This window comes from Brachybacterium sp. 107 (assembly GCF_052379725.1).
Taxonomy (GTDB): Bacteria; Actinomycetota; Actinomycetes; order Actinomycetales; family Dermabacteraceae; genus Brachybacterium.
Genome location: NZ_JBQSYW010000034.1, coordinates 1 through 19172 on the forward strand (window position 1 = coordinate 1; position 19172 = coordinate 19172).

Consider the following 19172-nt stretch of genomic DNA (forward strand, 5'->3'; position numbering starts at 1 on the left):
GGTCCGCTTCCACGCCGTCGAGCAGGACGCCGACGACATCCTGCGCGCACGCATCGCGGACCTGCTCGGTGCGGCCACCAGCACGCTCGCATCGTGCGACGCAGACGCAGACGCAGACGCAGACGCAGACGCAGACGCCGACGCCGACGCCGACGCCGACGCCGACGCGGGCGCAGGAGCGCACGCCGCTGCCGCGATCCACGTCGGCCGCCTCTGCCCGCGCTGCGGCTCCGCCGCGCACGGCCGGCCCTGGGCACGGGTCGCGGCCCTGTCGACGCCGATCGGGGTGAGCCTCTCCCGCTCCGGACCCCACCTCGCCACCGCCTGCCGGGCGGGCGGTCCGATCGGTGTGGACATCGAGGAGATCCGGGCGGTCGCCTCGCGCTGGGACGAGGCGCTCGTCGCGCACCCGAGCGAACGGGGCCTCGCGACGACCGCGCTGGAGCAGGCGCGGATGTGGAGCCGCAAGGAGGCCGTGCTCAAGGCGCGCGGCACGGGCCTCGCGGTGCCGATGGCGCAGATCGTCCTGGCGGAGCACGAGGTGATAGACGTGCCGGCTCCGCCCGGATACGTCGCGGCGGTCGCGAGCGACGGCCTGCTCGTCGCAGCCCCCGACCAGGCCTCAGGCCTCGGCCGCCGCCGGTGACCGCTGCTGCAGCGTGGTCGGAGCGGCGTGAACGTCGGGCGCAGCAGGCTCAGGCGCGGATGCCGCGCGGGCACGCGGGGAGCTCGAGGGTATCCAGCCAGGGCGTGAACAGGTCATCGAGATCCTCGCCGGCCACGCGCTGTGCATGCTCGCGGAACATCTCGGTGGTGACATTGCCGCCGCTGTTCTCCGCGATCCAGGACTGGAGGATCTCGAAGAACGCCGCGTCGCCGACCCGCACCCTCAGCGCATGCACGGCCAGGGCGCCGCGCTTGTAGATCCGGTCGTCGAACATCAGCTCCGCGCCGGGGTCGGCGAGCAGGAGGTCCTGGGGGAGGTCCGCCAGCTTCGCGTGATGCTCGTCGACCTGCTCCTGCACCGTCGAGACGCCGGACTCCTCGGCCCAGAGCCATTCGCTGTAGCAGGCGAAGCCCTCGTGCAGCCAGATGTCCTGCCAGCGGGCGAGGGTCACCGCATTGCCGAACCACTGGTGGGAGATCTCGTGGGCCACCAGGCGCACGGCCTCCCAGTCGGAGTCCACGAAGTTCTGGCCGAAGGTGGACAGTCCCTGCGACTCGAGGGGGATCTCCAGCTCGTCCTCGGTGATCACGGCGGTGTAGGAGGGGAACGGGTAGGGCCCGAAGAGCCGCACGAAGCAGCGGATCATCTCCGGCTGCCGGCCGAAGGAGGCCGCGAACGCCTCGGCGTCCTGCTGGGGCGGGGCGATGGTGCGCACGGGGATCGGGGCGCCTCGCTGCTCGGTCTCCTCGTACCGGCCGATCTGCACCGTGGCCAGGTAGGTCGGCATCGGCGCCGTCTGCTCGGAGCACCAGGTCACCGCGGCCCCGCTGCGTCGGGTCCCGGTCTGCTCGCCGGCCGTCGCCACGTGATAGCCCGGCGGCACCGCGACGGCCAGGGAGTAGGTCGCCTTGTTGTCGGGCCGGTCGTTGCAGGGGTACCAGGACGGGGCGCCATGGGGCTGCGCGGCGACGATGACCCCGTCGGTCAGCTCCTCCCAGCCGGTGCTCCCGTGCAGCCGTGACGGCACCGGCTTCGGCGTGCCGGAGTACCGCACCCGGATCTCGAACTCGTCGCCCTCGCGCACCGGGTGCTTCAGGACGATGCGGTCCTTGTGGTGGGTGACCTTCTGCGGGCGCCCGTCCACGAGCACCTTCTGCAGGCGCAGGGCGTGGAGGTCGAGGTGGAGGACGTCGGTGTCGCAGGCGGCGCGGCACCGCAGGGTGGCGTCACCGTCCAGACGGTTCGAGTCGACCTTGTAGACCAGCGAGAGGTCGTAGTGGAGCACGTCGAAGCTCCGGTCGCCGTGTCCGGGCACATAGGGGTCGCTGCCGGTGTTGTGCGAAGAGTGCGTGCTGTTCATGCGTCGTCCTCCCAGGGACCGATCGGGTTGCCGGTCCAGCGTGTTCCAGAAGGCACCCTCTCACCTCGCATGACCAGCGAGACGGGTCCGACCGTGGCGTGGCGGTCGATCCACGCGGCGGGAAGGATCACGCTGCCCGGCCCCAGCGTCGCACCTGCGCCCAGGCCCACGGTGTCCATGCTCAGCACGCGGTCGTGGAAGAGGTGGGTCTGGACCACGCAGCCGCGGTTGACGGTGGCGCCGTCCCCGAGCTCGACGAGGTCCGTCTCGGGCAGCCAGTAGGAATCGCACCACACCCCCGTGCCGATCCGGGCGCCCAGCAGGCGCAGCCAGGCGTTCAGGGCGACGGTGCCGGAGGTGACCTGGGCGAACCAGGGGGCGGCGAGCACCTCGGTGAAGGTGTCGGCGAGCTCGTTGCGCCATACGAAGGAGGTCCACAGGGCATGGTCGCCAGGGCGGTGCCGGCCCACGATCGTCCACTTGGCGAGCACCGTGACCGTGGCGGCGGCGAGGCTGCCGGCGATCAGCACGGGCCCGCCGAGGAGCAGTCCGAGCAGGATCCCCACGCCCTCGGTCTCGCCCGTGCGCAGGATCAGGTACAGGAGCACACCGACACCCAGGCGGAGCAGCACGGCCAGCAGCATCGGGACGACCCGGAGGGTCTCGACCAGGGCGCGATACACGTGCAGGCGTCGCGAGGGCGCGTAGGTGCGGCTGTCGTCCTGCTCGTCCTGGGCCCGACGCAGCTTCCGCGGCGGGCTGCCCAGCCACGAGGTCCCGGCCTTGGCCTGGGTGCGACGCGGGGCGGCGGAGAGCACCGCGACGAGCGACTGCTTGGGGACTTTGCGGCCCGGGGCGAGCATGCCGGAGTTGCCCACGAACGCCCGCTTGCCGACCTTGACCCGTTCGACGCGGATCCATCCGCCGCCGAGCTCATAGGGCCCGATCAACGTGTCGTCGGCCAGGAAGGCGTGGTCGTTCACGGTGACCAGGGAGGGGATCAGCAGCACGGTGGAAGCCTCCACGCCCGTGCCCACCCTGGCGCCGAGCAGCCGCAGCCAGATCGGGGTGAGGGCTCCGGAGTAGATCGGGAACAGCCAGGTGCGGGCCTCGTCGAGGAGCCGGAGCGTTCCCCAGATCGCGAGGCCCGACGGGGAGCGCACCGGGCGGTGGCCGGGGCTGATGGCGAGGCCGAAGAGCCTGGTGAGTCCGAGCACCAGGAGGATGAGCAGGGCGTAGCCGGCCAGGGCCGCGAGCGGCAGCCGCAGCAGGGCCGCGCCGAGAGCCTGCCCGAGGCTCTGCGTGCCGGACAGCGCCGGCAGGAGCACGGCCGCTCCGGCGAGCACCGCGATCGCAGGGAGCGCCGCGATCACGCCGGCCACCAGGGCGTACAGGAGCAGCCAGGCGGTGCCGCGGGGCGGGGCGTCCGTGGACCAGGGGCCGCGCGAGGCGGCCTGGTGCTCGGCAGGGGAGCCGGACCAGAACTCTCCGGCGGGGACCTCGCCCAGCACGGAGGAGCCCGGAGCGACCTCCGCCTCCCGTCCGATCGTCGCACCGGGGTTGAGCATGCTGCGAGCGCCGATCCGTGCCCGCTTACCGATCCGCACCTCCCCGATATGGAGCAGATCGCCGTCGATCCAGTAGCCGGCGAGGTCGACCTCCGGTTCGATCGAGGCGCCCGCCCCGATCGTGAGCATCCCGGTGACCGGGGGCAGGGCGTGCAGATCGACGTCGCGGCCGATCTGTGCGCCCAGCAGGCGGGCGTAGGGGAGGAAGAACGGGGTGCCGGCGAGGCCTGCCGCGCCGAGCTCCTCCTGAACCTTCTCGGCGAGCCAGAGCCGCAGGTGGACCCGGCCGCCGCGGGGGTGGCTCCCCGGGGTCACGCCGCGCAGCAGCAGCCGGGCGAGGCCCGCGGCCAGGGCCATCCGGCCCGGTGGCAGCACGAACACGAGGCCCATCACGATCATCAGCCACAGCGGGAAGGCGGTGAGCCAGGGGATCGGGGTGAGAGCGGTCCCGAGGCTCGAGGCGATCATGAGCCAGGTGATCCAGCGCATCGAGGCCAGCGCCCGCAGCGGCACCAGGGCGAGCAGCTGCGCGAGCTGGCTGCGGCGGCGCAGGGGGCGCACGGTGCGGTCGCTGCGGGTCACGGTGGTGCCCATGGCGTCGAGGTGAACGGCGAGTCCGGCGATCGACGGGTGGGAGTACACATCGCCGACGGTGACCTCGGGATGCTTCTCCCGCAGCCGGCTGACCACCTGGGCGGCGCTCAGCGAGCCGCCGCCGGCGTCGAAGAAGTCATCGGCGGGGGAGGTGACCTCGGCGCCGAGCACCTCGGCCCAGATCTCCGCGATCCAGGCGCTCGTGCCCGCGAGCGCGGCGGCCGGCTCATGCCGGGTGGGCAGCGGCCAGGGCAGCGCGTCGCGGTCGATCTTGCCGGAGGTGCGGGTGGGGAGCTCGTCGAGCACCGCCAGGCGGGGCACGAGGGCGGCGGGCATCCGCTCGCGCAGCAGCTGCTTGGCGGCGCCCGCGTCGTACCGTGCATCGGTCGTGAGGTACCCGACCAGCAGCTTGTTGCCCGAGCGGGTGGAGCGCACGGCGGCCGCCGCGGAGACCACGCCGGGCAGTCGCAGCATCTGATCGTCGATCTCGCCGAGCTCGATGCGTCGGCCACCGAGCTTGATCTGGTCGTCGGAGCGGCCGGCGAACAGGAGCCCGGCGGGGTCGTTGCGCACGATGTCGCCGGATCGGTAGGCCCGCTCCCAGCCCAGCGTGGGCATGGCGGCGTACTTCTCGGCATCCTTCTCCGGGTCGAGGTAGCGGGCCAGCCCGATCCCGCCGATGATCAGCTCGCCGGATTCGCCCGGGCCGACAGGGTGCCCTTCGGGGTCCACGACGGCGAGGTCCCAGCCGTCCAGCGGCAGCCCGATCCGCACCGGCTCGGTGCCGTCCAGGAGTGCACCGCACGCGACGACGGTGGCCTCCGTGGGCCCGTAGGTGTTCCACACTTCGCGGCCCTCGGCCTGGAGTCGGGAGGCGAGCTCGGACGGGCAGGCCTCACCTCCCATGATCAGCAGCCGCACCTCGGCGAGGGCCTCGTGGGGCCATAGGGCGACGAGGGTGGGGACCGTGGAGACGATGGTGATGCGGTTGGCGACCAGCCAGGGGCCGACGTCGACCCCCGAGCGCACGAGCGATCGCGGCGCGGGGACCAGGCAGGCGCCATAGGCCCAGGCCAGCCACATCTCCTCGCAGCTGGCGTCGAAGGCGACGGAGAGCCCGGCCATCACCCGGTCGCCGGGACCGATCGGCTGCTCCTGGAGGAACATCGCCGATTCCGCGTCCACGAAGGCGGCGGCGTTGCGGTGGGTGACGGCGACGCCCTTGGGCCTGCCCGTGGAGCCGGACGTGAAGATCACCCAGGCGTCGTCCTCGGGACGCACCTCGCGCGGGGGCGTGGGGGCGGCGGCGCGGCCGACGGCGGTGGGCGTGATGGCCAGGTCGTTGCCGACCAGGGCCACGGCGGCGGACTCCTCGAAGACCACCCGGGCGCGCTCATCGGGGTCGTCCGCATCGACGGGCACGTAGGCGCCGCCGGCGAGGAGGATGCCGATGATCGCGACATAGAGGTCGGTGGTGCCGGACTTGATGCGCACGCCGACCTTGTCGCCAGGGCCGACGCCGACCGTGGCGAGCCGGGCCGCGAGCTCGGAGGCGGCCTCGTGGAGCTCCGTGTAGGTCAGCGGGTCGATCCCGTTGTCGACCGCGAGGGAGTCGCCGCAGGTCTCGACGGTGCGTCGGAAGATCTCGACGAGGGAGCTCGGGGCGGGGGCCCGATCTGCGGCGAGGAGCTCGGGGAGGAGGCCGTACTGGGCGGGGGTCACCCCGGGAGTGTCGTACGTCGAGGTGACGAGAAGGTGTCCAGGGCGTCGTCCTGGACGTGATGCCGCGCACGTCGAGCCGATGGTCGAAAATTCTCGCCTTTCCCGGACGTCGCATCCGAGGAATGTCCTACGACTCGTGCAGATCACATAGACCGCGTGGTCGTCCGTCTGATCTGCGTTGATGCTCGCATCCCGCAATACGTGTTCAAAACGGTGCACACTATGGGTGCAGTAATACTTCCCTTCCCCTTCATAGACAGGAGATCCGATCATGGGACTTCTCTGGGCAATCATTTCCTGGATCATCATCGGCGGCATCATCGGCCTCATTGCGCGGGCGATCATGCCCGGCAAGCAGGCCATGAGCCTCGGTCTGACCATCGTCCTGGGCGTCATCGGCGCGATCGTCGGCGGCTTCATCGGCGGCCTGCTGGGCAGCAAGGGCATCAGCGGCGTCATGAGTGACCCGTGGAGCCTCTGGACCATCGTGCTCTCGGTGATCGGTGCCCTCATCGTCATGTTCATCTACGGTCTCGCGACGAAGAACCGCGCCTGACCCTAGGCAGCGTCTTCACACTGGCGGCGCCGTCCCGGATCTCCGGGGCGGCGCCGCCGTCGTGTCCGGCGGTGTCGCGCCGGAGCAGGACGGGTCAGCGGGGAAGGTCCGCGGTGCGACGACCCGCGTCGCGCACCTCGATGCGTCCGGAGGACCACCGTGCGGTATCCGCACGCAGGTCCTCGAGGAGCTCGGGGCTGAGCAGCACAGTCAGGGTCGCGTCCCGGGAGGAGTACGTCGTGGGCTCCACCGGGGCGGCGTGCGCCCCTGCCCAGATCCGCACCGCGTTCTCCGCGATGCCCACTTCGGCGAGCGGCACGTCGAGCTCGGCGACGACCAGCTCGGTGCGACGCAGCAGAGTCGCTGCGGAGACGGCCTGCTCGACCCCGGCGGTATAGGCGCGCACCAGCCCGCCGGCTCCCAGCTTCACCCCGCCGAAATAGCGGATGACGATCGCGAGGGTGTCGACGAGCCCGGCATGCAGCAGCGACTGCAGCATCGGCATCCCGGCGGTCCCCGACGGTTCGCCGTCGTCGCTGGAGCGGTTGACCTCGGCGGACTGTGCGGTCTCGCCGATCACGAGGGCGGTGCAGTGGTGGCGGGCATCGGGATGCTCGCGGCGTGCGGCCCGGACCAGGGCGTCGACCTCCTCGAGGGACTCCACCCGATGCAGGCGGGTGAGGAACCGGGAGCGCTTCTCGACCAGCTCCGTCTCGACATCGGCGGCGAGGACGAGGGGTTCGGGCATGGGGCCGAGTCTAGGTGGGCGCGTCCAGCCCGGTCCTGTCCGGGTGGGTCCGATGACCGCCGCCGTCGCCTGTCGCCGGGGCATTACGCTGGCACCGGGCCGCATCGCGGCAGCCAACCGATACGTCCTGGAGGACCCTTTGACCGCTCCAATCTCCTCGCCCTACCCGTCTCCCGGACCGCAGCCCGGCCAGAACCTGGGCCAGCCCCCGCAGCGACAGGGAGCCGGGAAGGCCCCGAAGATCCTCATCATCCTCGGCAGCATCATCCTGGCGCTGGCCGTCATCATCGGGGCCGTGATCGCGATCATCGGGATCCGTGCGACCGCCGGCGGGATCGGCGACATCGAGGTCTTCGACAGCGGCTCCGCCTCGATCACGGCCGAACAGGGCGACTCGCTGCAGCTCTACGCCGAAGCGGGAACGGACGCACCGGCCTGCGAGATCCTGTCCCCGTCCGGTGAGGCCCCGGGCGAGGGCACCATCCAGACCAGTTCGACCGCGATCGACGGCAAGCAGTGGGATTCCTTCGACTCCTTCACCGCGAACGAGGCCGGCGAGTACACCGTCGACTGCGCGGGCACCCCGGTCGCCGTCGGCCCGCCCGTCTCCATCGGTGGCATCTTCGGCGCGATCGGCGGCATCCTGCTCGCCGTGGGCGGAGGTTTCCTCGGGTTCGTGCTCCTCGCGATCGGCGTGATCCTGCTGATCGTGCGCAAGCGCCGCGTGACGGCGTGAGCACGGAGCGGAAGTTCCCGTTCGAGCTGGAGCCCGGCGAGCAGCCGCGGAAGAGCGGCGGCGCGAACATGCAGCGAGGCGCCGAGGCCGTCGGCGGGAGGCTGTTCCTGACCACTTCGCGCCTGGTGTTCCGGCCCCATGCCCTGAATCTGCAGACCGCGCCGGCGCAGATCGAGCTGGGAGCCGTCGTCGGCGTCGCCCCGGCCTGGACCAAAGTGTTCGGGAAGCTTCCGCTGCTGAAGAACTCGGTGGAGGTGACGCTGGCCGACGGGTCGCGGCAGAGCTTCGTCGTGACCGGGCGCTCCGCGTGGATCGTGGCGATCGACGCAGCACGCGGCGGGGGAGTGCGCGTCGGCTGACCTGACCGGTCACCGGTCATGACGCGAGGGGCCCACCCGGAGCATTTCTGCTCCCGGTGGGCCCCTCTCGCACAGCCACTCAGCCACGCAGTCGCTGGGCCAGTCCAGTCACGCAATCACTCGGCCCTGCAGCTAGTCAGCCGCTGGGGGAGGTCGCTGCGCTCTCACTGTGCCGCGATGCGCGACGGCGATGGGTGAGGACTCAGGCGTCCTCGGTCACCAGCGGGTACACGCCGTTCTCGTCGTGGACCTCGCGGCCGGTCACCGGCGGGTTGAACACGCACACGCACTTGATCTCCGTGCGGGGGCGCACGATGTGCTTGTCGTGGTCGTTGAGCAGGTAGAGGCTGCCCGGGGCGAGCTCATGCGTCTCGCCGGTGGCGAGGTCCTCGATGGTGCCCTCACCCTGGGTGATGAACACGGCCTCGATGTGGTTCGCGTACCAGAAGTAGCTCTCGGTCCCGGCGTACAGGGTGGTCTCGTGGACCGAGAAGCCCACGCCCTCCTTGGCCAGGATGATGCGCTTGGAGCGCCAGTTCTCCGACTGGATGTCGGCGTCGGTGCCTTCGACCTCTGCAAGGGTGCGAACGAGCATGGGGGTGGTCCTCTCCGTGGATGGTCTGTGGGTCCTGCACCTGAGCGTGCGCTCAGGGACGTCGGCCCGTCCCTGGACGGGAACGGGCCGACGGGTACTGGGGGATCAGGCGGACAGCGCCTCGTCGATGGCGGTCTCGATGATGTCGAGTCCGTCGCGGAGCTGCTCATCGGGGATGGTGAGTGCGGGGAGCAGCTTGACGACCTCGTCGGACGGACCGGAGGTCTCCACCAGCAGGCCCTCCTCGAAGGCGCGCGAGGTGACCTTGCCGGCCTGCTCGCCGGTGGGCAGCTGCAGACCGCGGGCGAGGCCGCGGCCCTTGACGATCAGCTCGTGCTGATCGGCGTGACGGGCGGCGATCTGATTGAAGCGGCTCTCGATGTAGGCGCCCTTGGCGATGGTGGACTTCTCGAGCTCGTCATCGCTCCAGAACAGCTCGAAGGCCTTGGCGCCGGAGGCGAACGCGGGGCCGAAGCCGCGGAAGGTGCCGTTGTGCTCGCCCGGCTCCCAGATGTCCAGCTCGGGCTTGAGGAGGGTCAGCGCGAGGGGCATGCCGTAGCCGCTGATGGACTTCGACAGCGTGACGATGTCGGGCTTGATGCCCGCCTCCTCGAAGCTGAAGAAGCCGCCCGTGCGGCCGCAGCCCATCTGGATGTCGTCGACGATCAGCAGGATGTCGTGGACCTTGCACAGGTCGGCGAGGCCGCGCAGCCACTCGGCGCGGGCCGCGTTGATGCCGCCCTCGCCCTGGACCGTCTCGACGATCACGGCGGCGGGCTTGTTCAGGCCGCTGCCGCCGTCGGTGAGCAGACGCTCGAGGTACATGAAGTCCGGGACGACCTGGCCGAAGTAGTCGTCGAAGGGCATCGGGGTGGCGTGCACCAGCGGGATGCCGGCGCCGCCGCGCTTGAGCGAGTTGCCGGTGACCGACAGGGCGCCCAGCGTCATGCCGTGGAAGGCGTTGGTGAAGTTCACGACCGACTCGCGGCCGGTGACCTTGCGGGCGAGCTTCAGCGCGGCCTCGACGGCGTTCGCACCGCCCGGGCCGGGGAAGGCAACCTTGTAGTCGAGATCGCGCGGGGCCAGGATCAGATCGTTGAAGGTCTCCAGGAAGCGGCTGCGCACATCGGTGAACATGTCCAGGCCGTGCACGATGCGGTCCTCGAGGAAGTGGTCGATGACGACCTTCTTCAGCTCGGGGTGGTTGTGGCCGTAGTTCAGGGTGCCGGCGCCGGCGAAGAAGTCGGTGTACTCGCGGCCGTCCTCGGCGACGAGCGTGGAGCCCTTGGCGTGCGTGAAGCTCACGGGCCAGCTGCGCGAGTAGCTGCGGACCTCGGACTCGAGCGAGGTGGAGTTGATGGGGGCGATCGCAGTCATGGTGTCTCCCTAGGTGAGGTGTGCAGATGGTCTGGGTGTCCGGGTGGACTTGGTCTTCGGGCGCGGTCTCCGGGCGCGCCGGAGCGCCCGTGTCGACGGGTCGTGCGACGGGGTGGGGTCAGGAGCCGGTGTGCAGCTCTCCGATCACATGGAGCAGCTCGGCCCCGTGTCCGGCGTCCGGGAAGTCGGTCTCCTCGAAGAGCGGCTCGATGCGATGGTCGGCGCCGTGACGCTCGGCGAAGGAGGCGAACAGCCGCTGGGACGCGGCGTTGTCCTCGGTGATGGTGGTCTCCAGGGTGCGCACGTGGGTCAGGTCCTCGAGCAGTGCATCGAGCATCCGGCGGGCGACCTGGCGGCCGCGCATCGACTCGTCCACGGCGATCTGCCAGATGAACAGGCAGTCGGGGTCGGTGGGTCGCAGGTAACCGATGACGAAGCCGACGACCGCGCCGTCGTGGACGGCGACACGGGAGGTCTGTGCGAAGTCCCGTGCGAGCAGGAGGTAGGCGTAGGACGTGTTCAGATCCAGCGTCCCGCTGTCGCGGGCCACGCGCCACATCTCGGCGCCGTGGCGATGGATGGGGGTGATGATCTCCGGATCGGAGCTCTCAGCAGCAGTCTCAGCAGCAGATCGTGTCGTACTTCGAGGTGAAGGGTGGTCGTCGGAACTTGTCGTCAGTTGGCCCATAACGCTCACCAACGCTATCGAGAGCAGCGACAAATGTGGAGCCCGTGCCGTGGTGCAACGCACCTTCCTCGGAGTGTCGTGACGCAAACGTGACCGTCAGTCCTTCGATCTCCGGATTGTCCGACAACCCGGGGTCATGCGTGGCGACCAGCGGGTTTGTTCGCAGTTCAGGGCGCTTTTCAGGGGGTCGACCGGAGTTGGTGTGGGGTGCATCACTGCCTGGCCCTCGGGGCCCGCTCTCGCGCGCGGGGATGGCAAGGGCCCCCACGGGTGTCTCGATCATGGAGACCTGCCGCGCCGGCGAGAGGGCCTCGGTACCGTCTAGGTCATGAACCCCCTCGATTCACTCAACGAGTTCCTCGGAAACGCGGAGGGCTGGCTCTGGACCTGGGCCGGCATGCCCGTGGTCGTGGTGCTCGGTCTGTACTTCACGATCCGCTCCAAGGGCGTCCAGTTCCGGATGATCCCGGCGATGTTCGGAGCGATCACCCAGAAGGCCCAGCGGGAGGAGGTCGGCGAGGGCAGGGGGCGCTCCGAGCGCACCAAGTCCCTCAGCGCCTTCCAGGCGTTCTCCGTTTCCGCCGCAGCCCGTGTGGGCACCGGGAACATCTCCGGTGTGGCCGGGGCGATCTTCCTCGGCGGTCCGGGCGCGGTGCTGTGGATGTGGGTGATGTGCCTGCTCACGGGTGCCGCAAGCTTCATCGAGTCCACGCTCGCGCAGCTGTGGAAGACCCGCGCCGCGGATACCTACAAGGGTGGCCCGGCGTTCTACATCGCCCGTGGTCTGGGCAGTCGGAAGTTCGGTCTGTTCTTCGCGGTGCTGTTCATCTTCTGCTTCGCGTTCGCCTTCACCTCGCTGCAGGCCAACACGATCGTGGATGCCTTCTCCGGGGCCGTCGCCGTCTACACCGATCCTGAGGGTCTGCCGTGGCTGCCCATCGTGCTCGGCGTGCTGCTGGCCGTGCTCACCGGCGTGATCGTCTTCGGCGGGATGCGCCGCGTGGCCAGCGTCGCCCAGAACATGGTTCCGATCATGGCGGCGATCTACCTGCTGCTCGGGATCATCATCGTGGGCATGAACGTCGGCGAGCTGCCCCGCGTCATCACCCAGATCGTCACCGAGGCCTTCAGCCCCCAGGCCGCGATCGGCGGCGGCATCGGTGCCGTCATCGTCAACGGCGTCCAGCGCGGCATGCTCTCCAACGAGGCCGGCATGGGCTCGGTCCCCAACGTCGCTGCCACCGCCTCGGTCAGCCACCCGGTCAAGCAGGGCCTGGTGCAGACGCTCGGCGTCTACTTCGACACGATCCTGATCTGCTCGATCACCGCGTTCATCGTGCTGGTCGCCTTCCCGGACGTCTCCATGGGCGACGAGGGCCTGGTGATGGTGCAGCAGTCGCTCACCGACAACCTCGGCGGCTGGGCCGCGATCCTGCTCGCAGTGATCATGTTCCTGCTCGCGTTCACCTCGGTGCTGGGGAACTTCTCCTACGGCGAGGCGAACATGCACTTCATCACCTCCAAGCGCGGCTGGCACATCGCCTTCGGCGCCGCCGTGACCGTGCTGGTGTTCATCGGCTCCGTGATCGCCGTGGACCTCGCCTGGACCATCGCCGGCGTGTCCATGGTGTTCATCGCCCTGATCAACCTCGTGGTGATCGCGTTCCTGGCACCCACGGCGTTCAAGCTGCTGCGCCACTACAACGCCCAGCGCGCCCAGGGCCTGGACCCCATCTTCCTGGCCTCGGACCTTCCCGAGATCAAGAACGTCGAGGTCTGGGTCGACGAGGACGTCTGCGACTACCAGGAGCAGCGAGAGCTGGACTCCGCTCACTGAGCATCGGCCGCTGAGCGTCGCCCGCTGAGCGTCGCCCACTGTGCGTCGGCAGGTGGGTGCTGGCTGCAGAGTGTTGGCCGTCGGGCGCCGACGGGTGAACAGCACAAATCGGGTGCGGGACGGATCCCGCACCCGATCTGCACGTCGAGTTCCTCCGCTGTTCACTCCGGAGCGTCCTCGGCCCCCTACGCTCTGGCGCGATGAATTCTCCGATGCCGCCCGCTGCGTCTGAGCGACAGCACTGGAGGGACCTGCTTCGCGGTGGCGCGATCCTCCTCGTGATCGCCCACCACCTCCGCCTCGTCCAGCAGGTCTGGGACGGTTCCGCCCCCTGGGCGATGGTCGAGCTGTCCGAGGCGCTCGCGCCGTTCCGGATGCCGGCGCTGCTGTTCGCCTCCGGGATGCTGCTGGCGAGATCGCTCGAGAAGCCGGCCGGCCGCTACCTCGTGGGCAAGGTGCGCAGCCTGCTGTGGCCGTGGCTGCTGTGGTCGGCGATCATGCTGCCGATCCTGGGATGGAGCAACGGCGCCGATCCGCTGTGGTGGATCAACGGCATGTACACGTGGTTCCTCATGGCGCTGTTCCTGTACTACGTGATCGGGCTCCTCGTCCGCTGGGTCCCGCCGGGATGGATCGCCCTGGCGAGCGTCGCCGTCTGGACGGCCCTGCCCCTGCTCGGCATCGAGCACGACGTCGACGGGCCGCGGCCGGACAAGTTCATCTACTACGCGGTGTACTTCTTCGCCGGGGCGGCGCTGCGGAACGTGCTCACCGCGCGCACGATCCCGCTCGCCCTGCTGGTCCCTGCCCTGGGTCTCGCGGCGGCCTGGGCGCTGTGGGCGGCGCTGAGCGATGCCGAGCCGTCGGTCCCCGTGGTGACTCAGGTCGTCGTGCTGGTGTCCGTGATCGCCGCGATAGGACTCGCGCAGCGTCTCCCGCGGATGCGGCTCACCCGTCCCGTGGAGTGGCTGGGCCGCCACTCGATCGTCGCCTACCTCGTGCACCTCCCCGTGATCGAGCTCCTCTGCCGCCACCTGGACGTGCCGCCGAGCGCGGCGAGCTACCTGCTGTTCTACCTGGTGACGACCGGGATCTGCGTGCTCGCGATCCTGATCCGGCCGACGACGGGAATCCTGTATGCCTGGCCGGCCCGGCGTCCCGCGCCGGCGCGCCAAGAGCAGGCCCGTGCGCCGCGTCCGGCGTTCTCGAGCGCCGCCGCGCACAGGTAGGATGGTCTGGCTCGCTCAGCGGGCGCGGGCCTGTAGCTCAGTCGGCAGAGCATCGGACTTTTAATCCGCGGGTCGCGGGTTCGATCCCCGCCGGGCCCACTGGTCAGAGAGAGTTCTGGGGAGACGAGAGGCGGATGTCGTGCCCATGTGGTGCCACATCCGCACTCTCGGACGAGTCCTAGCTGGGGTATAGCCCAGGGCTAGTGCAGTCCGAAATCCAGACTGTCCCGCCCGCGGCGCACACTCTCCCCATGGACCTGATCCGAACCCGCCACGGCTGGACCTACCCCGACCCCGGCCCATGCGAATGCGGCGAGTCTGGCGCGTGCGTCAGCTTCCAGTTCCGCCAGTTCGCCGGCGCGACCGGCGGCGGCCGCCCCGCGTGGCCGTGTCGGGCCTGCCACACGGTGCGGACGCTCGGCTGCTCGGGCGCGATCGCGGTACCGAACGAGTACGGGGGGCGCGACGGAGCGCCCTGGGTATGACGAAAGCGCCCACCCTCCCCTGGGAGAGTGGGGGCGTACTTTCGTGGGGAGCGGCCCTCGACTCTCAGCCATGTCGCTGCCAACGAAGGCGGCCGTAGCGTCGAGTCATGAGCGAGAAGAAACGACAAGTCTCCCTGCACGAAGCCCTGACCGTCGCGATGCGCTGGTTGCGACGCAACTCATAGCGAAGCTGATCCTGCCGGACGAATGGCTTGCCGCGTGGACTATGTGGCACATCGTCGGAGTCTCGGCGCTGATCGCGCTGGCGTGCCTCGGCGTGGCGACGCTCGTACGATCAAGGACTGCCAAACGGCGGGAAACATCCAGGACATGAAGAGAGCGCCCCCTCGCCCTGCGAGTAGTCAGGTAGGTGGGGGCGCTTCTCCTTCCCTCTCCTCAGAGGGGTGCGGCCTCGCCATGGGTTTCACGACGTAACGAAGCCGCGTCCCAGAGACTAGATGCAGTAGCTGGGGAGCACCCGATCGACTGGTCGGGGCAGCGGCGGTGCTGGAGGGTTGGAGCCGCGCTAGAATCCGCATCATCGATAGCCAATCTAAGGAGTGCGGATGGAGCACGACAAGCTCGTTGAGGTCATCAGAACCGTGATCGAGAACCGACAGGATCCCGGGGTGTCTCATCGGCTCGAGGATTACGACCTCGACGCGATCGCTACCGAGGTGCACGAGCAGACTGTGGCCGCAGGTGCAGACGAACTCGACCCTGAGAAGTACTGGAACATCGTCGACAAGCACTTCAAGGGCTGAGGTCCCTGGCATAACGAAAGCGCCCCACCTCCCAGCCGAAGCTGAGGGTGGGGCGCTTCTCGTTCCCTCTCCTCAGAGGGGCGCGGCCTCGCCATGGGTTTCGAGGACACCGCGAGGCCGCACGCAACAGCTTAGCTAGGCGAAGCAGTTATTTCCAACTGGGTCTCGACATGCGGAAGTGCCCATCCTTTGAGCAGGTGGGTGTTCCGCGCGTCACGGGAGATCGAGAGGGGGGCTTGGGGGCGACGGCGGCACCTCGCCGAGGACCTTGCGGAGGATCTCAGCGAACTTGCTCTCGTCCTGCCGGATGCAGCCGAGCGGGCCCGCGGTTCGTTCCGCGACGGGATCCACTTCGTAGTAGGCGTCGACGGCAGAAAGGAACTTCGCGCACTGCTGCGAGGTGAGGTCCGGACTGTTGGACTCGAGCCATACCGTTGCTTCAATTCGTTCACTCTCGGTGCTCACCAGATTCGCCCTTTGGTCAGTTTCGACAATAACCAAATTTTACTGCACAGTCCTAGAAGTTTTCTAGCCCGTTGCAGGTCAGAGGGGTAGGGTGGTGGTAGTCGGCAGCATGGTGGATCTGCTTATTTTGGGCCACTCAAAGAGGAGACCCATGACTAGTTGAACTGCTCCCGACACGTATGCCGTGATCGAACCGCCCGCTCCAGACAGTCTGACCTTCATCTAGACCGCGCACATTCACTACAAGGGGTGCAAGCGTACGGAGATGATCGAGTCGTACTGCGAGGAGAGCTTGAAGAAGCGTTGCCAAGCTCGGGGTGTCACCAGATTCGTCATGATGCAGGACGCCGAGTAGGCAGGTCCCAGGCCAGGAGTCAGCACGACGTCTCGTGAGCCCGGGTCCTACCGGCGGCGTGCGTCAGAATTTGGCGTGTCGAGAAGCATTCCAGCGCCCGCAGCCAACAACACTCCGATCCCGGCGACGACGGCCACCGCCAAGGCGATGAACGCGACCAGTAGAACGATGTGAGCCAGTGCCATGTGGCGATCGTACCCGCCGGCCGGCCGTCACCAGCGGGCCCGGGCATAGAAGTGCCTCCATCCCGCCGTAAAGGGATGGAGGCTCCCCTTCCCAGGGGGTCGCCCCCGTCTGGCACTGCAGGAAGAGGCGGGGTGACCAGGAAATACTACAAGCTTTGACCATCGTGAATCTGACCTATAGGCGTGCGAAGGCGCCCCCACCTTCCCGGAGGAAGATGGGGGCGTTTCTGAGAGCATCGATCGCGAAGTGTTCAGCAGCGCGAGACCGACTGGTCAACCGTATCGGCGCCCGCGCGCTCCTTCAGGTGCAACTGGTAACCGTTTGGTATCGGGCCGGTCCGACCGCGATCATCTCGTGCTTTGAGCAAGACCGACGGTGACGCCTTGCCGGGCATCGCCTGTCTGGTGGCTCATCGGCGCACCTGCCGGCAGGGCCTCTCGCCAATCTGATCGTGTCGTCGCTCCGAACAATCTCTTGGGTCAGATGTCCTCTTGATCCTGACCAAGGAGACTCCTATGACTGGCAAGACAGCATCCGAGACTTACGCCGTGATCGAAGCTCCCGCCTCGGGTGGCAACTCGTTCACATGGACAGCGACGATCCACCGCAGAGGGTTCAAGCGCACGGAGACACTGTTCGCGTACACCGAGAGCGCTCTGAGGGAGCAATGCATGGCGAAGCGCGTCACTCGGTTTGAGACCGTGCAGGGCAGTGACTAGTGGAGCGACTGCGGACGCGACGCGCCAGCCGACGTCACCTATGACGAAAGCGCCCCACCTCCCAGCCTTAGCTGAGAGGTGGGCGCTGTCATGTCGTCGTCGACTGGTGTTGTTCTCGGCTGGTCAGCGGTTGCTGGCTGCTCGGGTGTCTGTGGCGGTGAAGAGCTGTCGTGCGGCATCCCCGAGCCGGATGATGCCCAGCACCGCGACGATCCCACCGATCAGTACGCTCTGCGATAGCGAGACGCCGGACGTGGCCCAGGTGATTCCGAACCAGACGATAATCAGGGACACCAGAATCCTGACGGCCCCCAGGACGAGTTTCTTCCAGTCCAACTGTCCTCCTCGCAATTGCGTACGGCCGCGACAATGGTACATATTGGGCGGCTCCCCGTCCTTGTCGTCGTGCGTCGCGGTCGGCTTGCTGGTCCTCGAGCTCGCACACGATCACTACGGGGACGCGCTCTGTACGCGGCCGGTGGGGCGCAGCGCGTGGCGTTGGGCTGCACGGCTCCTGATCCCCGACGAGGACTACGCCGACGCTGAGGCGGAACACCAGTCGGCAGGTGCGATCGCAGAGCACCTCGGCGTCACCGTCGAAATCGTCCACGCGTGGGCGTGTCAGATGGTCTGTGTAAGCCGTACTGAGAGGAACGGTAAGAATCATGACCATGACGAACGAGAAGCAGCAGCCGGGCGGTGAGCCCTCCGGCCAGGACCTGGTCGAGCAGTTGAAGGCCTCCGGACAGCTCGACGTACTGTGGGAGCGGGACGAGGATCTGCTGCTGGCGTCGACGTGATCCACGCAGTCTTGAGACCTGCAGTCAGCCCTCCTGCCACGTCGATGTCGAGGCTGTCGCCCACCATCCATCCGTCGAGAGGGCACGCGAGTCGTCGGGCGACCTCGCGGAAGATATCCGGGTCTGGTTTGCGGCGTCCGAACTCGGAGGAGATGACCCATCCGTCCACGAGATCCGCGAGTCCCGTGCTCCGGATCTTGCTCTCCTGGTTATCGGCCATGCCGTTGGTGACGAATCCGAGCCGTCACCCGGCGTCCCGGAGATCCTGCAGCGCTGACCGGTCGGCATCAGTGCAGCGGACGAGACCCGGCATCTGGGCGCGATAGTCGCTCCAGACGACGTCGGGAGTCACGGGAAGTCCGAAGCGCTGGATGATCAGGGAGAAGACCTCGCCCTTCGGGCGGCGCTGGGTCAACGCTGCGGCGATGTCGCCCGCATCCTGCTCATCGAGGCTCCATGCCTTCGCGAACCCGCGTGTCCAAGTCCGCGCGGCGCCCGCCTGGTCCACGAGGGTTCCGTCCAGATCGAATATCGCAAGGGGCACGGCCACAGCCTACGGACCACGCGTGCCTCGTCGTGGATGGGCCAGGACCGGCCGACGATGCTGCCGTTCGTGAGGCGCGCCGACATATCCTCGGGACCATGGTGCACCGTCTGCCGCCCGCGTCGATGGTGCCGCATGCCGAGTACCTGGCGGGTCTGCCGCGGAAGCGGGTGATCACCAGCGCCTTGGTCGTCGATGAGGACCGGAGGGTGCTGTGCGTCGAGCCCACCTACAAGAGCACCTGGCATCTTCCGGGCGGCACCGTGGAGCAGGGCGAGTCGCCATCAGAGGCTTGTCTCCGCGAGTGCCGAGAAGAGCTGGGTGTCTCGATCGATCTCGGCAGACTGCTCGCCGTGGGGCACATCGAACCGGGAGCGGATGACCCGCACGGGGCGCTGGCGTTCGTCTATGAAGCCTCGCTGGGCCCGTCCACGATCGACAGCCTCGACCTGGCGAACGACGAGATTCGCAGTGCCGCCTGGTTGGAGGACGCGGAGATGCATCGGCTGCTGAGTCCACTGGCATTCCGGTTCGTCCAGTCAGGACTGGAGTCCTTGGACCGGGGCGGTCTCGCGGAGTTCGATCGCGATGAGGGGTCTACAGGCTCCAGCCGGGGATGACGTCGTCGATAAGCCAGGGAGAGCTCCACACTCTCGACGTGAGCTTCCTTCCCCCGCGAGGGGCCGGGCGAGCTGGAAGCACCGCCACAAGGGTCGAACTGAGGCCGTACCTGGTTGCCTCGACGCATGACCTTCGCCGTCACTGCTCGCCCAGAGTCGTGAATGGCCATGGCGCGCCGCATCCGCTTCCCCGCGCTC

The 19172-nt window shown here is 68.5% G+C and carries 18 protein-coding genes, 1 tRNA gene and 1 pseudogene; 10 read left to right on the plus strand and 10 right to left on the minus strand.

Annotated elements, in window-relative coordinates; genetic code table 11:
- Positions 1 to 646 (plus strand): 4'-phosphopantetheinyl transferase family protein (locus ACT3UL_RS18860; protein ID WP_444579946.1); only part of this gene is annotated, 646 nt, incomplete at its 5' end.
- A 49-nt stretch (positions 647 to 695) separates the two neighbouring features.
- On the opposite strand, the gene ACT3UL_RS18865 is transcribed toward ACT3UL_RS18860, so the two are convergent.
- Together ACT3UL_RS18865 and ACT3UL_RS18870 are read right to left on the minus strand one after the other, a co-directional pair.
- Positions 696 to 2027 carry a M1 family metallopeptidase gene (locus tag ACT3UL_RS18865; protein WP_444579947.1) on the minus strand — a complete coding sequence of 444 codons (1332 nt, stop codon included), beginning with the start codon at positions 2025 to 2027 and terminating at the stop codon, positions 696 to 698.
- Entirely contained in the window at positions 2024 to 5911 is a 3888-nt protein-coding gene (locus ACT3UL_RS18870) for a Pls/PosA family non-ribosomal peptide synthetase (protein WP_444579948.1), read from the minus strand. The genes ACT3UL_RS18865 and ACT3UL_RS18870 overlap by 4 nt, the downstream gene beginning before the upstream one ends.
- A 271-nt stretch (positions 5912 to 6182) precedes the next feature.
- Here ACT3UL_RS18870 and ACT3UL_RS18875 point away from each other — a divergent pair, with 271 nt between their 5' ends.
- On the plus strand, positions 6183 to 6467 hold the full coding sequence (locus ACT3UL_RS18875) for a GlsB/YeaQ/YmgE family stress response membrane protein (RefSeq protein WP_444579949.1): 285 nt from the start codon (positions 6183 to 6185) through the stop codon (positions 6465 to 6467).
- Between the two features lie 94 nt (positions 6468 to 6561).
- Here ACT3UL_RS18875 and ACT3UL_RS18880 read toward each other — a convergent pair whose 3' ends face one another.
- Positions 6562 to 7215, minus strand: coding sequence for an IMPACT family protein (locus ACT3UL_RS18880; protein WP_444579950.1), 654 nt, complete (start codon positions 7213 to 7215; stop codon positions 6562 to 6564).
- Positions 7216 to 7354: 139 nt separating this feature from the next.
- Between ACT3UL_RS18880 and ACT3UL_RS18885 the strand changes: the two genes are divergently transcribed.
- Together ACT3UL_RS18885 and ACT3UL_RS18890 are read left to right on the plus strand one after the other, a co-directional pair.
- Positions 7355 to 7951, plus strand: a complete 597-nt coding sequence (locus ACT3UL_RS18885) for a hypothetical protein (RefSeq protein ID WP_444579951.1) — start codon at positions 7355 to 7357, stop codon at positions 7949 to 7951.
- Positions 7948 to 8310: a GRAM domain-containing protein gene (locus ACT3UL_RS18890; protein WP_444579952.1), complete on the plus strand. Its 363-nt coding sequence runs from the start codon at positions 7948 to 7950 to the stop codon at positions 8308 to 8310. The genes ACT3UL_RS18885 and ACT3UL_RS18890 overlap by 4 nt, the downstream gene beginning before the upstream one ends.
- Positions 8311 to 8512: 202 nt before the next feature.
- On the opposite strand, the gene ACT3UL_RS18895 is transcribed toward ACT3UL_RS18890, so the two are convergent.
- From ACT3UL_RS18895 to ectA, 3 genes are all read right to left on the minus strand, one after another.
- Positions 8513 to 8905: an ectoine synthase gene (locus ACT3UL_RS18895; RefSeq protein WP_444579953.1), complete on the minus strand. Its 393-nt coding sequence runs from the start codon at positions 8903 to 8905 to the stop codon at positions 8513 to 8515.
- Between the two features lie 105 nt (positions 8906 to 9010).
- On the minus strand, positions 9011 to 10282 hold the full coding sequence (gene ectB, locus ACT3UL_RS18900) for a diaminobutyrate--2-oxoglutarate transaminase (protein WP_444579954.1): 1272 nt from the start codon (positions 10280 to 10282) through the stop codon (positions 9011 to 9013).
- A 118-nt stretch (positions 10283 to 10400) separates the two neighbouring features.
- Entirely contained in the window at positions 10401 to 10874 is a 474-nt protein-coding gene (gene ectA, locus ACT3UL_RS18905) for a diaminobutyrate acetyltransferase (protein ID WP_444579962.1), read from the minus strand.
- A 424-nt stretch (positions 10875 to 11298) separates the two neighbouring features.
- On the opposite strand from ectA, the gene ACT3UL_RS18910 reads away from it, so the two are divergent.
- From ACT3UL_RS18910 to ACT3UL_RS18925, 4 genes are all read left to right on the plus strand, one after another.
- Positions 11299 to 12807 carry an alanine/glycine:cation symporter family protein gene (locus tag ACT3UL_RS18910; RefSeq protein WP_444579955.1) on the plus strand — a complete coding sequence of 503 codons (1509 nt, stop codon included), beginning with the start codon at positions 11299 to 11301 and terminating at the stop codon, positions 12805 to 12807.
- Positions 12808 to 13007: 200 nt separating this feature from the next.
- Positions 13008 to 14036: an acyltransferase family protein gene (locus ACT3UL_RS18915; RefSeq protein ID WP_444579956.1), complete on the plus strand. Its 1029-nt coding sequence runs from the start codon at positions 13008 to 13010 to the stop codon at positions 14034 to 14036.
- A gap of 26 nt (positions 14037 to 14062) precedes the next feature.
- Positions 14063 to 14135, plus strand: a tRNA-Lys gene (locus ACT3UL_RS18920).
- Between the two features lie 952 nt (positions 14136 to 15087).
- Positions 15088 to 15285 (plus strand): hypothetical protein, encoded by a 198-nt coding sequence (locus ACT3UL_RS18925; protein ID WP_444579957.1) that lies wholly within the window; start codon positions 15088 to 15090, stop codon positions 15283 to 15285.
- Positions 15286 to 15498: 213 nt separating this feature from the next.
- Here ACT3UL_RS18925 and ACT3UL_RS18930 read toward each other — a convergent pair whose 3' ends face one another.
- Positions 15499 to 15750 carry a hypothetical protein gene (locus ACT3UL_RS18930; RefSeq protein WP_444579958.1) on the minus strand — a complete coding sequence of 84 codons (252 nt, stop codon included), beginning with the start codon at positions 15748 to 15750 and terminating at the stop codon, positions 15499 to 15501.
- A gap of 1383 nt (positions 15751 to 17133) precedes the next feature.
- Positions 17134 to 17346 (minus strand): hypothetical protein, encoded by a 213-nt coding sequence (locus ACT3UL_RS18935; RefSeq protein WP_444579959.1) that lies wholly within the window; start codon positions 17344 to 17346, stop codon positions 17134 to 17136.
- A 329-nt stretch (positions 17347 to 17675) separates the two neighbouring features.
- Here ACT3UL_RS18935 and ACT3UL_RS18940 point away from each other — a divergent pair, with 329 nt between their 5' ends.
- Positions 17676 to 17810: a hypothetical protein gene (locus ACT3UL_RS18940; RefSeq protein WP_264298789.1), complete on the plus strand. Its 135-nt coding sequence runs from the start codon at positions 17676 to 17678 to the stop codon at positions 17808 to 17810.
- A gap of 10 nt (positions 17811 to 17820) precedes the next feature.
- Here ACT3UL_RS18940 and ACT3UL_RS18945 read toward each other — a convergent pair.
- Both ACT3UL_RS18945 and ACT3UL_RS18950 read right to left on the minus strand, forming a co-directional pair.
- Positions 17821 to 18042, minus strand: a pseudogene (locus ACT3UL_RS18945) (HAD family hydrolase); the annotation flags it as partial.
- A gap of 12 nt (positions 18043 to 18054) precedes the next feature.
- Positions 18055 to 18354 carry a hypothetical protein gene (locus tag ACT3UL_RS18950; RefSeq protein ID WP_444579960.1) on the minus strand — a complete coding sequence of 100 codons (300 nt, stop codon included), beginning with the start codon at positions 18352 to 18354 and terminating at the stop codon, positions 18055 to 18057.
- Between the two features lie 98 nt (positions 18355 to 18452).
- Here ACT3UL_RS18950 and ACT3UL_RS18955 point away from each other — a divergent pair, with 98 nt between their 5' ends.
- Positions 18453 to 18974, plus strand: coding sequence for an NUDIX domain-containing protein (locus ACT3UL_RS18955; protein ID WP_444579961.1), 522 nt, complete (start codon positions 18453 to 18455; stop codon positions 18972 to 18974).
- Positions 18975 to 19172 lie beyond the last annotated feature (198 nt).

Excerpts from the sequence above, each read along its gene's own strand:
- ACT3UL_RS18865 (WP_444579947.1), bottom strand. The coding sequence starts at position 2,027 with ATGAACAGCACGCACTCTTCGCACAACACCGGCAGCGACCCCTATGTG.
- ACT3UL_RS18875 (WP_444579949.1), top strand. The coding sequence starts at position 6,183 with ATGGGACTTCTCTGGGCAATCATTTCCTGGATCATCATCGGCGGCATC.
- ACT3UL_RS18880 (WP_444579950.1), bottom strand. The coding sequence starts at position 7,215 with ATGCCCGAACCCCTCGTCCTCGCCGCCGATGTCGAGACGGAGCTGGTC.
- ACT3UL_RS18895 (WP_444579953.1), bottom strand. The coding sequence starts at position 8,905 with ATGCTCGTTCGCACCCTTGCAGAGGTCGAAGGCACCGACGCCGACATC.
- ectB (WP_444579954.1), bottom strand. The coding sequence starts at position 10,282 with ATGACTGCGATCGCCCCCATCAACTCCACCTCGCTCGAGTCCGAGGTC.
- ACT3UL_RS18910 (WP_444579955.1), top strand. The coding sequence starts at position 11,299 with ATGAACCCCCTCGATTCACTCAACGAGTTCCTCGGAAACGCGGAGGGC.
- ACT3UL_RS18915 (WP_444579956.1), top strand. The coding sequence starts at position 13,008 with ATGAATTCTCCGATGCCGCCCGCTGCGTCTGAGCGACAGCACTGGAGG.
- ACT3UL_RS18925 (WP_444579957.1), top strand. The coding sequence starts at position 15,088 with ATGGAGCACGACAAGCTCGTTGAGGTCATCAGAACCGTGATCGAGAAC.
- ACT3UL_RS18940 (WP_264298789.1), top strand. The coding sequence starts at position 17,676 with ATGACCATGACGAACGAGAAGCAGCAGCCGGGCGGTGAGCCCTCCGGC.
- ACT3UL_RS18955 (WP_444579961.1), top strand. The coding sequence starts at position 18,453 with ATGGTGCACCGTCTGCCGCCCGCGTCGATGGTGCCGCATGCCGAGTAC.